Source organism: Dorea sp. AM13-35 (assembly GCF_003473885.1).
GTDB classification, from domain to species: domain Bacteria; phylum Bacillota; class Clostridia; order Lachnospirales; family Lachnospiraceae; genus Dorea_D; species Dorea_D hominis.
Genome location: NZ_QUCZ01000001.1, coordinates 541,239 through 554,338, shown reverse-complemented (window position 1 = coordinate 554,338; position 13,100 = coordinate 541,239). Strand labels below are relative to the sequence as shown.

Sequence of the window (13,100 nt, the reverse complement as noted above, 5' to 3'; positions counted from 1 at the left end):
TATTTTTGTAAAAGGCAAAAAAGTAAAAGGCTTTAACTTCTCGCAGTCAAAGCCTTTTTGTATTATTTATCTTATGCAATAAGAACAGTAGTTTTGACTAAGATAATTTAGTCTTCAGCAAGAATTTCCCAGTTTTTATAAAGAGTTTCCAACTCTTCCGCAATCTGTACTTTCTCTTTGGCGAGTTCCTGGCATTTGACAGAGTTTGTGAAAATCTCTTCTTGTACCATAAGTTCATCAATTTCCCGGTCGCGGTCTTCGAGTACGCTGATGCGTTCTTCCGTCTTTTTTAATTCATTCTGGCGTTTGCGTTCCTTAGCCTGCAGTTCTTTTTGTTCCTGCCAGCTTAATTTGGAAGCGGAGACTTCACCGGAATCGGTGGAAGAATCAGAAGTCATATCGATATTTTCTGTATATGCAGCTGTGAGTTCTTCCTTTTTCTCCAAGTAATAATCGTAATTTCCAATGTAATTGACAAACGTATGATGCGTAAGATCCAGGATTCTTGTGGCTGTCTGATTGATGAAATAACGGTCATGCGAAACATAGAGCAGTGTTCCGGTATAATTATTCAGCGCTTTTTCCAGAATTTCTTTTGAGGTAATGTCTAAATGGTTGGTCGGCTCATCGAGGATCAGGAAGTTTGCTTCAGAGAGCATAAGCTTTGCAAGAGAAACACGTCCTCTTTCACCACCGCTTAAATCGGAAATCCGTTTAAAGACATCGTCTCCGGTAAATAAGAATGCTGCAAGCATGTTCCGGATCTGCGTATTTGTAAGAGTCGGGTAATCATCCGAAATCTCTTCAAAGATTGTCTTTTCCATATGGAGCACATGGTGTTCCTGATCGTAGTAGCCAATCTGGACATTCGTACCAAGGGTGAAAGTTCCGTTGTCTGCAGGGAGAACCTGATTTAAAATCTTAAGCAGAGTCGTCTTGCCGGTTCCATTATCGCCGATGATCGCAACGTGTTCGCCACGCTTGATCTCAAAACTGATATCTGAAAATAACGTCTGTGGTGGAAAGGCTTTACTTAAATGTTCTACCGTCAGTACATCATTACCGCTGATGGTTGCAGGTTCCAGCTTTAACTGAAAGTCTTTGTTTGTTTCTATCGGTTTTTCTACCGGTTTGATCTTCTCAAGCATTTTCTCACGGCTTTCCGCCCGTTTGATTGATTTCTCGCGGTTGAAAGAGCGGAGCTTTTCAATAACAGCTTCCTGATGCTTGATCTCTTGCTGTTGGTTGAGATATTCTTTGATACGCGCTTCGCGGATCTGCTGTTTTTTCTGAGAGTAATCAGTATAATTACCAGAATAAGTCATCAGTTTACCGTTTTCTATTTCGATGACTTTCGTTACAATCCGGTTCAGAAAATAACGGTCGTGTGAGACGATCAGTACTGCACCCGGATAATTTAATATGTAAGTTTCCAGCCACGTGATTGAATTCAAATCCAGGTGGTTGGTCGGCTCGTCCAGAAGCAGAATATCCGGTTTAGTAAGCAGAAGTTTGCCGAGAGAAACACGGGTTTTCTGTCCTCCGGAGAGCGTATTCACCGGTTTGGTAAATTCTTCTTCCTGAAAACCTAGTCCCTTTAAGACGCCAGTCAGTTCGCTTTCGTAAGCATATCCATTTTCGCGTTCAAATGCTGCGGTCAGCCGGTTGTAGGAGTCCATGTGGTCTTCCAGAGAGTCTCCACTTAAGTCCTTCATCTCCAGTTCCAGCTGACGGATTTTCTGTTCCATGGCAATGATATCTGCTTTTGCCGTGCGCACTTCTTCGTAGATCGAACGATCTGTATTCATGTCCTGATGCTGGGCGAGATATCCCATAGTCTTTCCTTTGGTCAGGATGACGGAACCACCATCTGACGGCAGTTCTCCGGCAATTATCTTGAAAATAGTAGATTTGCCGGCTCCGTTCGGGCCTACAAGGGCAGCTTTCTCATGATCTTCTATATGAAAAGAACCATCTTTCACAATGATTTCTTCACCAAATGTTTTGTTAATTCCATGACAGGCAAGTATCATAAAAAATTCCTCCTTATCTGTTCACATACGTTCTTATTATAGCGAAAACGTAATAAAAAAACTACTAAAAAATTGACTTTATTCATACAATTTTATATAATAACAGTTAGAATATATATGGGAAGGTGAAAAAATTGGATAATCGAGGAATATCACAGGCAGTCATCCGACGTTTGCCGCGATATTATAGATATTTAGGAGAACTCCTTGAAAATGGGGTAGAACGTATTTCTTCTAACGATCTGAGCAAAAGGATGAAGGTTACTGCGTCTCAGATTCGTCAGGATCTTAACAATTTCGGAGGATTCGGACAGCAGGGATACGGCTATAATGTCAAATATCTATATACAGAGATCGGCAAAATCCTGGGACTGGAAGAAGATCATAAGATCATAATCATTGGTGCAGGTAATTTGGGACAGGCACTTGCAAATTATGCAGCGTTTGAAAAACGTGGATTTATCCTGACCGGAATTTTTGATGTAAATCCGCGTCTGGAGGGAGTTGCGATTCGTGGAGTGCCGATCCGCATGATGGACGAGTTGAAGTCCTTTGTCCAGAAGAATGATGTAGAGATTGCTGTACTTACAATTCCAAAAGAGAAGGCAATCGAAGTTGCGAATATGCTTGTGGAGAACGGCGTGCGCGCGATTTGGAACTTTGCACATACGGACCTCAATATGCCGGATAACATCATTGTTGAGAATGTGCATTTGTCAGAGAGTCTGATGCAGTTATCTTATAACATCAGTCGTTATAATGAAGACCAGCGCAAAAAAGGAAAGAACTAGTAAAAGCAGACGTATAGAAACAGGCATGTGTATACAGGCTTGTTTTTATACGTCCTTTTTATATGATACCAGAGCAGAAAAGCCTGCATTCATGTGAGCTTGTCAGTAAGCGGATGTAAGATTTTGTGACTCCGCAGGTGTCATAAGTACGATTATATTAGGGAGATGAGCATATGAGGTTTTTACCGGATGGAGACAGTATGAAGGCGGCAGATAAGGATACGATAGAGAATCTCGGTATCCCATCACTGGAACTGATGGAACGTGCGGCGAGGAGTTGTATTGATTCCATGAAAAAGGAAAAGCTGGATTTTACAGATGTTCTGATTGTCTGTGGATCGGGAAATAATGGCGGAGATGGTTTTGCTATTGCGAGACTTTTAAAAGAAGAAGGATGTGCGGTTACTGTTTTTATGGCGGGGAATCCGGCACATTTAAGTGCGGAATGCCGGTATCAGTGGAAGCTTTTTGAAAGCATTGGAGGATCGATCCGCGACCACTACCCGGATGGCACATACAGCCTGATCATTGATGCTATATTCGGTGTTGGTCTGAGTCGGGAAGTAACCGGGCATTACCGGGAAGTTATCGAGTGGATGAATGAAGCGTCCGGAACAAAAGTTGCAGTGGATATTCCATCGGGAATCAATGCCGGAAATGGTTGTGTGCTTGGTATTGCATTCCGCGCAGATTATACAGTGACGTTTCAGGTTGAGAAGATCGGACTTATCTTTTATCCTGGAAAAGAATATGCAGGTAAAGTCACAGTGACAGATATCGGAATATCACTCCGAACGATGGAGAAGAACAAGAACATTGCATATCTGCCGGACAGAGAGGAATATATCAGAATGCTGCCGGACAGACCGGAAGATTCCAATAAGGGTACTTATGGAAGGCTGCTTGTGATCGCCGGAAGTAAAGGGATGAGCGGAGCTGCATTTCTTAATGCAATGGCAGCTTATCGGATGGGAGCCGGACTGGTGCAGATTTATACGGAGGAATCGAACCGGGTTATTTTACAGGCACTCCTGCCGGAAGCAATCATCACAACCTATACAGAATTTGACAAGGAAGAAGTGAAACGGCTTTTAAGCCACGCAGATGCGGTATGCATTGGTTCCGGACTTAGCAGATCCAAGACTGCAAAGAAGATTTTAAAAACCGTATTGTCCAATGTGGAAGTAGCATGTGTGATCGATGCAGATGGACTGAATCTGCTTGCGGAGCATTTGAAATATACAGAATATCTTACAGAAGGAAGTTTTATCCTGACTCCGCATATGAAAGAGATGTCCAGACTGACCGGACTTTCTGTTCCTGAAATCAGAGCTAACAGACAGCAGGTGCTGGAATCTCTGACGGAAGAATGGAACGTTACCTGTGTCCTGAAAGATTCAAGAACGTTGATCGGAGAGGCCGGGAAACGGACCTGTGTCAATACAAGTGGCTGTCAGGCGCTGGCAAAAGGCGGTTCCGGAGATGTGCTTTGCGGTGTGATCGCCGGACTTCTGGCACAGGGAATCAGTACATTCGAGGCGGCAACTCTCGGAACTTATATACATGGATTAAGTGGTGAAACAGCTGCGAGAGAGAAGAACCGTTACAGTATTCTGGCAAGGGATCTGCTTGAGAGCCTTGCAACAACGGACATTACAAATAGTAATTTATAAGGAGGAAGAACAATGAAAAATTATACAAGAGTGTGTGCAAGAATCAATCTGGATGCAATTGAATCAAACGTAGAGAATATGAAGAATAATTTACAGGAAAATGTTCCGATGATCGTTGTTATTAAGACAGATGCCTATGGACACGGTGCTGCTCAGGTAGCACATCTTCTGGAGCCAAAATCTTATGTATGGGGATTTGCAGTTGCTACATTAGATGAAGCAGTATTACTTCGTAAAGCAGATGTGACAAAACCGATCTTGATTCTTGGCTGCGTCTTCCAGGATCAGAGAGAAGATCTTATCAATAACGAGATTCGAATGGCAGTATATACAGAAGAAATGGCAAAAGAACTGTCTGATCTTGCCGTGAAACTTGGCAAAAAAGCTTATGTACATATCAAACTGGATACCGGTATGGGAAGAATCGGATTCAAAATCAATGACGAAAGCGCTGATACGATTGAAAGAATCAGTAAACTTCCGGGACTTGTACTGGAAGGAATGTTTACACATTTCTCCAAAGCTGATGAGACAGATAAGACATATACAAACAGTCAGTTTGAGAAATATATGCGGATGAAACATGCACTGGATGAAAAGAAAGTATATTTTACTTATTATCACTGCTGCAACAGTGCAGGGATCATTGACTGCAAAGAAGATAATCTGAGCCTTGTTCGTGCAGGTATTTCCACTTATGGTATGTATCCGTCTGAGGAAGTTCATAAGGAAAACGTTGCGTTGATGCCGGCATTGGAACTGATCAGTCACGTTGCATATGTAAAATGGGAAGATCCGGATGAGTTGATAAGTTATGGAGGAACTTATAGGACAACAAAAAGGACAAAGATTGTTACGGTTCCGGTCGGCTACGGAGACGGTTATCCGAGAAGTCTGTCCAACAAAGGTTATGTCCTGATCCACGGAAAGAAAGCACCGATCATCGGACGTGTCTGCATGGATCAGTTTATGGTGGATGCGACAGAGATTGATGACGTGAAATTTGGTGATAAGATCACACTTGTCGGACATGACGGAGACGAATTCCTGCCGGTAGAGACATTAAGTGAGCTGTCAGGAAGATTTAACTATGAATTTGTATGTGACCTCGGAAAGCGGATTCCGAGAGAATATATCCGTGACGGAAAAGTTGTAGAGCAGGCTGATTGTTTCGCATAATATAAAACAAAAGCATACATCCGAAAAATATGGGAATACTGAAAGTATCTTAATTTGAGCGGAGTGTGAAGAAGACGTGCAGGTAAGACGCGGTGATATATATTATGCGGATCTAAGTCCGGTTGTTGGATCAGAACAGGGAGGAATCCGGCCGGTTTTAATTATTCAGAATGACACAGGTAACAGGCACAGTCCGACTGTGATCTGTGCAGCGATCACGTCCAGGATGAATAAGGCAAAACTTCCTACGCATGTGGAGATTGATGCAAGGCAGTACCAGCTAGTGAAAAATTCAGTAATCCTTCTGGAACAGATTCGCACGATCGATAAGCAGCGGTTAAAAGATCTGGTATGCCACTTGGATAAAAATATTATGACAAAAGTTGATGAAGCACTGAAAATCAGTCTCAGTCTTCATACATAGAAAAGGAGTACAAGATAATTTACTATGGAAAAGAAAAGTTTATTTCAACGGATCAGGCAGAGTCTCAAACTCGATGACGAGATGGACGAAGCACAGATACGAAAGGCGGCAGGTCTGATCCGTAATATCTTCCGTTATATGGACAAAGATGCAAAGGATATTATGACACACCGGAAAAATATCGTTGCGATTGATGCGACAGAAACACTGGAAAATGCATTTCAGTTCATGCTGGGAGAGAGCTATTCCCGCTTCCCGATTTACGAGGAGGATATAGACCAGATCATCGGTTTTATCCATCTGCGGGAGGCGGCGACCTGTTATCTGGATGAATCGCTCAGAAAACGTCCGGTAAAAGAATTGGATACATATATAAGGTCGGTTTCCTTCATACCAGAGACGAAAAGTATTGATAAATTATTTAAAGAAATGCAGACAAAGAAAAATCACATTGTTATCGTTCTGGATGAATATGGACAGACTTCCGGTCTTGTTGCGATGGAAGATATTCTGGAAGAGATTGTTGGAAATATTCTGGACGAATACGACGAAGAAGAAGAGATGATCCATGCGCAGTTGGACGGAAGCTACCTTGTGGATGGGCTGACGGAACTGGAAGATCTGGAAGATATTCTGCAGATTTCTTTTGAGGAAGAGGAATGTGACACGTTAAATGGATTCCTGATCCGGCAACTTGAACGTATTCCCGGAGAGGATGAAAACTGCTCAGTTCTCTACAATTCCTACCGATTTACAATCTTATCCGTAGATAATAATACAATACAGAGAGTTAAGATTGAAAAAGTACTTGAATAGTGCTAGAATAAAACGATGTGAAATAATTAAGAATAGATACAAGGAGAGATAAGATTTATGTCTGGACATTCAAAATTTGCCAATATCAAACATAAGAAAGAGAAAAATGATGCAGCAAAGGGAAAGATTTTTACAAAAATCGGTAAAGAGCTTGCCGTTGCAGTAAAAGAAGGAGGAAGTTCAGATCCTGCTAACAACAGCAGACTTCGTGATGTTATTGCTAAAGCAAAAGCTAATAATATGCCGAATGATACAATCGACAGAAATATCAAGAAAGCATCCGGAGATGCCAATGCAGCGAATTATGAGCATATTACATATGAAGGATATGGACCAAACGGAACAGCTATTATTGTAGAGACACTGACAGATAACAGAAACCGTACAGCTACGAATGTTAAGAATGCATTTACTAAAGGAAACGGTAATGTCGGGACTCCTGGATGTGTATCCTTCATGTTTGACCGCAAAGGTCAGATTATCATTGATAAAGAGGAATACGAAGGGGATGCAGATGAGCTGATGATGCAGGCGCTGGATGCGGGTGCAGATGATTTTATAGAAGAGGAAGACAGCTATGAAGTTGTTACAGATCCGGATACATTCAGTGAAGTACGTCAGTCTCTTGAAGATGCAGGAATCGCTATGGCTTCCGCAGAAGTAACTATGATCCCGCAGACATATGTAGAACTGACAGATGCAAAAGATATTGCAAGCATTCAGAAGACACTGGATATGCTGGATGATGACGATGATGTACAGGATGTATATCACAACTGGGATGAATAGGATATCTGGAAACTTCGGAGGAGAAGCATGGACAATATAGAAAAGACACTGCAAGAGCTGTTTGACGAGATGTTGACACATGTCAAAGGCTTTCGCAGAAAAACATACAACGGAGTTTTTGAAAAAGGATATTTGAAATACCGCCCTGTACTTGTAAGTCTTGAGCAGCTTTTAGCTGAGACAGAAGATGAGGAGAAAGATGCGCTAATAGAAAAACTTTCGCAGGTGATTCCAGCTTATGCGTATGATAAGATGCAGAAAGAAGCGAAAAAAAACAGAGAGCGTCTGGGTGTAGATTATAATATGAATATGGCAGTATATGTTATTCCGTTTCTGAATTACTCCAGAAATGAAGACTGCGAGAAATTGTCCCGTCGCATTGTAGAAGTATGGAATGAGAAGAAGGTTACATCCTTAACACTTTCTCATTCTTCTTATGATGATATTGCGGAAGGATTTCGCAGCAAACTATGTTATATCACTACAGCAGTGTGTGAACATATGCAGAAAGAAGACGACTGCTATGAAATGCAAGTGATGCGCAGATTCCGAGATGAATATCTGATGCAGACGGATGAAGGACGTAGTATTATAAAGGACTACTATGAGGTCGCGCCGGGAATTGTGATGATTTTAAATATGCAGAAAGATGCAGCTGCCATCTATAAGCAACTGTATTGTAAATATTTGCTACCATGCGTGCAACTGATCGAGCAAGGGAAGAAAGCACAGTGCCAGGCATTATATATGCAGATGGTACAGAATCTTAAAATGCAGTATATCTAAATATCAGAATATTATAAGGTATAGTCAGGAGGAAAAGGAAATGAGTGATTACAAACTGGAAACCAAATGTATTCAGTCCGGTTATGAACCGGGAAATGGGGAACCGAGAGTGCTTCCGATTTATCAGAGCACAACATTTAAGTATAACAGCAGTGAGCAGATGGGCAGACTGTTTGATCTGGAGGAATCCGGATATTTTTATACACGTCTGCAGAATCCGACAAATGATGCTGTAGCAGCAAAGATCTGTGATCTGGAAGGCGGTGTTGCCGCAATGCTGACTTCATCCGGACAGGCTGCAAACTTTTACGCAATTATGAATATTGTAGAAGCAGGAGACCATATCGTATGCGCATCTGCGCTTTATGGAGGCACCTATAACCTGTATGCCCATACGATTAAGAAAATGGGTGTGGATGCAACATTTGTTGATCCGGAATGTTCTGAAGAAGAGTTAAATGCAGCATTCCAGGAGAATACAAAAGTTGTATTCGGTGAGACGATCGCCAATCCGGCGCTTGTTGTACTTGATCTGGAGAAATTTGCCAAAGCTGCACATTCACATGGAGTTCCATTTATCGTGGATAATACATTTGCAACTCCAGTCAACTGCCGCCCGTTTGAGTGGGGAGCAGATATCGTTACACATTCTACAACAAAGTACATGGATGGACATGCATCCTGCGTCGGTGGGGCAATCGTAGACAGTGGTAATTTTGACTGGGAAGCGCACAAAGACAAATTCCCGGGACTGACTGCACCGGATGAGACGTATCATGGAATTGTCTATACAGAGAGATTTGGAAAAGGCGCCTATATTACAAAAGCAACGTCTCAGTTAATGCGTGACCTTGGTTCAATCCAGGCACCGCAGAATGCATTTCTTCTGAACATCGGACTGGAGACTTTACATCTGCGTGTACCGAGACATTGTGAGAATGCTTTAAAAGCAGCTGAATATCTGAAAAACCACGAAAAGGTTGCATGGGTTTGCTGCCCGTCCATGCCAGGTGACAAATACTACGATCTGGCATCCAAGTATATGCCGAACGGAACCTGTGGTGTAATCACATTCGGCTTAAAAGGCGGAAGAGATGCTGCTGTACGCATGATGGACAGCCTGAAGATGATTGCGATCGTGACACATGTAGCGGATGCGAGAAGTTGTGTACTGCATCCGGCAAGCCACACACATAGACAGATGAATGATGAGGAACTGAAAGAAGCTGGCGTACAGCCGGATCTGATCCGTTTCAGCGTCGGAATCGAGAATGCAGAAGATATTATTGCGGATCTTGCACAGGCTCTTGAGCAGGCTTAATTTTCTGATTTACGAATAAAAATAACAGGACACCTTCATACTAACAATAAAGAAGTATGGAGGTGTTTTTTATGGATCAGAAGCAGTCAGAAGAGAGAGAACAGATCAAAGAAATGGGGAGTCTTGATCTGAGAACAAATAAACAGAAAGACAGGATTAAATTACTGACGATTATTGGCGAGATCGAAGGTCATGAGGCAGTATCAGGCAATACAAAGGCAACGAAATATGAGCATCTTCTCCCGGTGCTTGCGGAAATAGAAGACAGCGAAGAGATTGATGGACTGCTTGTGCTTCTGCACACACTGGGCGGTGACGTGGAAGCGGGGCTTTCTATTGCAGAGATGATCGCATCGCTCAGCAAGCCTACCGTATCGCTTGTTCTTGGAGGCAGCCATTCTATCGGCGGACCGCTTGCAGTATCAGCCAGATATTCTTTTATTGTTCCAAGCGGCACGATGGTTGTTCATCCGGTGCGTACGAACGGCATGTTTATCGGCGTGGAACAGAGCCTTCGCAATATGCTGAAAACACAGGATCGGATCACCCGGTTTCTTTCAGATCATTCGAAAATGAGTCAGGAGAGAATTGAAAAATTAATGCTCAATCCTACAGAACTTGTAAAAGATGTCGGTACTTTGCTGGAAGGTGAAGATGCTGTGAGGGAAGGTCTGATCGATGCGGTTGGGGGGCTTAAGGATGCACTTGGCAAACTGCATGAAATGATCGCGCAGGAGAAGCAAAAAAGAGCAAAATAACGTAATGACATCCCTTCTTAATAATGCTATACTAATAATAGTATTGCCAAGAATAAGGGGGAATATAAATGGCTGCAAAGTCAAGAAAAAAGAGGAGTACAAGGCAGACCAAAAAGAAAAAACAGGAACAGAGTTTCCTGCGGGATGAAGTGACAATTTGGCTGACACTGGCAGTCAGCATTTTGATCATGCTCAGTAATTTCGGCCTGGGCGGCTCGGCGGGAGCAAAGGCTTCCCACGGATTATATTATGCATTTGGAGCAGTTGCCTATGTAGTTCCGTTTCTATTATTTGGAATTGTTGCATTTCTTATCTCAAACAAAGGGAATGTAAATGCATATTTAAAGACAGCGGCAGGACTTATATTTGTTGTCCTGACCTGCGCACTTCTGGAACTGGTGGACAAGATCGGAGGTATCATCGGCGAAAAGATTACGAATGTACTGGCACCGGTTATCGGAGTCGCAGGTACATATGTTGTTGTTCTTATTTTCATGATCATTTGTTTTGTCATTATGACTGGAAAGTCTTTGCTTAAGGGAGTAAAAGAAAGTGGAGACCGAGCATACGGCAAAGCAAAAGAAGATTCTGCCAGAAGAAGGAAAATTGCAAAAGAGCGCCGGGAAGAACGCAGTAAAGAGCGGGAGCGACTGCGTGAACAGAAAGCAAAAGAAGTGCTGGAACAGAAGAAATTCCAGGCAGAGAAACCACCAAAGAGTGTCGGAAAAAGTAAGCGCAGTGAGAAGCATGTGGAAGGTGTTTCGTTTGATACAACACTTGGCGGCGGACAAACACCGGCACACGAAGATATGCATGAAGTTTCAGCAGAACCACAGTTCGTGATCCACCGCGGGGATGATGCGTCTATGCCGGCTGATAAAAACGAGATGCCGTCAGTGGCAGACGCAGATGTTCAGGAAGAGAAACCGCGCAGACGCAAAACACGTGAAGCGGCTGCAGAACTGGCGAAGGAGACTGCACAGGTTGCGGCTACGGTTGCTTCAGGAGAGAGAAAATCAAAGAAAGCATATCAGTTCCCACCAATCTCACTTTTGAAACGAGGAAAGAATAAAGGTGGAGAATCTGATGCAAGCCTTAGAGAGACCGCAATGAAGTTACAGCAGACACTGCAGAATTTCGGAGTCCAGGTTACAGTGACGAATGTAAGCTGCGGCCCTGCGGTAACACGGTACGAGTTACAGCCGGAGATGGGGGTCAAAGTTAGCAAGATTGTTGGTCTTGCCGATGATATCAAACTGAATCTTGCAGCGGCAGACATTCGTATCGAGGCGCCGATTCCCGGAAAAGCGGCAGTCGGAATTGAAGTTCCGAATAAGGAAAATTCCGCAGTTATGCTCCGTGATTTGCTGGAGACAGGAGAGTTCCAGAACAGTCCGTCAAATATTTCATTTGCAGCTGGAAAAGATATCGGTGGCAAAGTTGTTGTGACGGATATTGCGAAGATGCCACATCTTCTGATCGCAGGTGCAACCGGTTCCGGTAAATCTGTCTGCATCAACACAATCATTATGAGTATTTTATATAAAGCAAGACCAGATGAAGTGAAGCTTATCATGATTGATCCGAAAGTTGTAGAGTTAAGTGTATATAACGGGATTCCGCACCTGATGATTCCGGTTGTGACCGATCCGAAGAAAGCAGCAGGTGCTCTTAACTGGGCGGTTGCAGAGATGACGCGAAGATATCAGGCATTCGCAGAATACAATGTACGTGATATGAAAGGCTACAATGCGAAAGTAGAAGCAATGCCGGAACCAGCTGAGGGTGAACCGGCAAAACCGGTTCTGATGCCACAGATTGTCATTATCGTAGATGAGCTTGCAGATCTGATGATGGTAGCGCCGGGAGATGTAGAAGAAGCAATCTGCCGTCTGGCGCAGCTTGCCCGTGCAGCCGGAATCCATCTGGTTGTTGCAACACAGCGTCCATCCGTAAATGTTATTACCGGACTGATCAAGGCAAATATGCCATCAAGAATTGCATTTTCCGTATCATCCGGTGTTGATTCCAGAACAATCATCGATATGAACGGAGCAGAGAAACTGCTTGGAAAAGGTGATATGCTTTTCTACCCGTCCGGTTATCAGAAACCAGCCAGAGTACAGGGTGCGTTTGTAACGGATAAAGAAGTGCAGGATGTTGTGGAGTATCTGAAATCACATAATGATGATTCCGGATATGATGAAAACGTTGCAAACCATGTGAATACTTCGGAGATCGGAAGTGGAAGCATCGGAAGTGCAGATACCGGGGAGACGGATGTGCATTTTATAGAGGCCGGAAGACTGATCATTGAAAAGGACAAGGCGTCTATTGGTATGTTGCAGCGTACGTTTAAGATTGGATTTAATCGTGCAGCGCGCATTATGGATCAGCTTTGTGAAGCCGGAGTTGTAGGCGGCGAAGAAGGCACGAAACCACGAAAGATTTTGATGTCTGCGGAGGAATTTGAGCAGTATATCACAAAAAAATCATAAGTTTCCAGTTGCAAGCAGAAAAACTTTGAAGT

At 43.1% G+C, this 13,100-nt stretch carries 11 protein-coding genes; 10 read left to right on the top strand and 1 reads right to left on the bottom strand.

Going from position 1 to position 13,100, the window contains the following annotated elements; genetic code table 11:
- Positions 1–107 precede the first annotated feature (107 nt).
- Positions 108–2,033: a ribosomal protection-like ABC-F family protein gene (gene abc-f / locus DW152_RS02700; RefSeq protein WP_118287894.1), complete on the bottom strand. Its 1,926-nt coding sequence runs from the start codon at positions 2,031–2,033 to the stop codon at positions 108–110.
- Positions 2,034–2,167: 134 nt separating this feature from the next.
- Here abc-f and DW152_RS02695 point away from each other — a divergent pair, with 134 nt between their 5' ends.
- The 10 genes from DW152_RS02695 to DW152_RS02650 all read left to right on the top strand — a co-directional run bounded on the left by DW152_RS02695 (position 2,168) and on the right by DW152_RS02650 (position 13,068).
- Complete coding sequence (locus tag DW152_RS02695; protein ID WP_021861098.1) at positions 2,168–2,824, top strand: redox-sensing transcriptional repressor Rex; 657 nt, start codon at positions 2,168–2,170, stop codon at positions 2,822–2,824.
- 173 nt (positions 2,825–2,997) lie between these two features.
- On the top strand, positions 2,998–4,497 hold the full coding sequence (locus DW152_RS02690; protein WP_118287893.1) for an NAD(P)H-hydrate dehydratase: 1,500 nt from the start codon (positions 2,998–3,000) through the stop codon (positions 4,495–4,497).
- A 12-nt stretch (positions 4,498–4,509) separates the two neighbouring features.
- Positions 4,510–5,676 (top strand): alanine racemase, encoded by a 1,167-nt coding sequence (gene alr / locus DW152_RS02685; protein WP_118287892.1) that lies wholly within the window; start codon positions 4,510–4,512, stop codon positions 5,674–5,676.
- 76 nt (positions 5,677–5,752) lie between these two features.
- Positions 5,753–6,100, top strand: coding sequence for a type II toxin-antitoxin system PemK/MazF family toxin (locus DW152_RS02680; protein ID WP_021861095.1), 348 nt, complete (start codon positions 5,753–5,755; stop codon positions 6,098–6,100).
- Between the two features lie 24 nt (positions 6,101–6,124).
- Positions 6,125–6,916, top strand: a complete 792-nt coding sequence (locus tag DW152_RS02675; protein ID WP_021861094.1) for a hemolysin family protein — start codon at positions 6,125–6,127, stop codon at positions 6,914–6,916.
- A 57-nt stretch (positions 6,917–6,973) separates the two neighbouring features.
- Positions 6,974–7,705, top strand: a complete 732-nt coding sequence (locus DW152_RS02670) for a YebC/PmpR family DNA-binding transcriptional regulator (protein WP_117537212.1) — start codon at positions 6,974–6,976, stop codon at positions 7,703–7,705.
- A 27-nt stretch (positions 7,706–7,732) separates the two neighbouring features.
- A complete protein-coding gene (locus DW152_RS02665) occupies positions 7,733–8,491 on the top strand; it encodes a CFI-box-CTERM domain-containing protein (RefSeq protein ID WP_207722374.1) in 759 nt (252 codons plus the stop codon).
- Positions 8,492–8,531: 40 nt separating this feature from the next.
- Positions 8,532–9,812 (top strand): O-acetylhomoserine aminocarboxypropyltransferase/cysteine synthase family protein, encoded by a 1,281-nt coding sequence (locus DW152_RS02660; RefSeq protein ID WP_117537210.1) that lies wholly within the window; start codon positions 8,532–8,534, stop codon positions 9,810–9,812.
- 71 nt (positions 9,813–9,883) lie between these two features.
- The gene (locus DW152_RS02655) at positions 9,884–10,570 is read left to right on the top strand and encodes a ClpP family protease (RefSeq protein WP_118287891.1); all 687 of its coding nucleotides are present in this window, start codon (positions 9,884–9,886) and stop codon (positions 10,568–10,570) included.
- Positions 10,571–10,638: 68 nt separating this feature from the next.
- Entirely contained in the window at positions 10,639–13,068 is a 2,430-nt protein-coding gene (locus DW152_RS02650; protein WP_118287890.1) for an FtsK/SpoIIIE family DNA translocase, read from the top strand.
- The last annotated feature ends 32 nt before the right edge of the window (positions 13,069–13,100 follow it).

What these genes read in the sequence shown, in the direction of transcription:
- abc-f (WP_118287894.1), bottom strand. Translation starts at nt 2,033, where the DNA reads ATGATACTTGCCTGTCATGGAATTAACAAAACATTTGGTGAAGAAATC.
- DW152_RS02690 (WP_118287893.1), top strand. Translation starts at nt 2,998, where the DNA reads ATGAGGTTTTTACCGGATGGAGACAGTATGAAGGCGGCAGATAAGGAT.
- alr (WP_118287892.1), top strand. Translation starts at nt 4,510, where the DNA reads ATGAAAAATTATACAAGAGTGTGTGCAAGAATCAATCTGGATGCAATT.
- DW152_RS02675 (WP_021861094.1), top strand. Translation starts at nt 6,125, where the DNA reads ATGGAAAAGAAAAGTTTATTTCAACGGATCAGGCAGAGTCTCAAACTC.
- DW152_RS02670 (WP_117537212.1), top strand. Translation starts at nt 6,974, where the DNA reads ATGTCTGGACATTCAAAATTTGCCAATATCAAACATAAGAAAGAGAAA.
- DW152_RS02665 (WP_207722374.1), top strand. Translation starts at nt 7,733, where the DNA reads ATGGACAATATAGAAAAGACACTGCAAGAGCTGTTTGACGAGATGTTG.
- DW152_RS02660 (WP_117537210.1), top strand. Translation starts at nt 8,532, where the DNA reads ATGAGTGATTACAAACTGGAAACCAAATGTATTCAGTCCGGTTATGAA.
- DW152_RS02655 (WP_118287891.1), top strand. Translation starts at nt 9,884, where the DNA reads ATGGATCAGAAGCAGTCAGAAGAGAGAGAACAGATCAAAGAAATGGGG.
- DW152_RS02650 (WP_118287890.1), top strand. Translation starts at nt 10,639, where the DNA reads ATGGCTGCAAAGTCAAGAAAAAAGAGGAGTACAAGGCAGACCAAAAAG.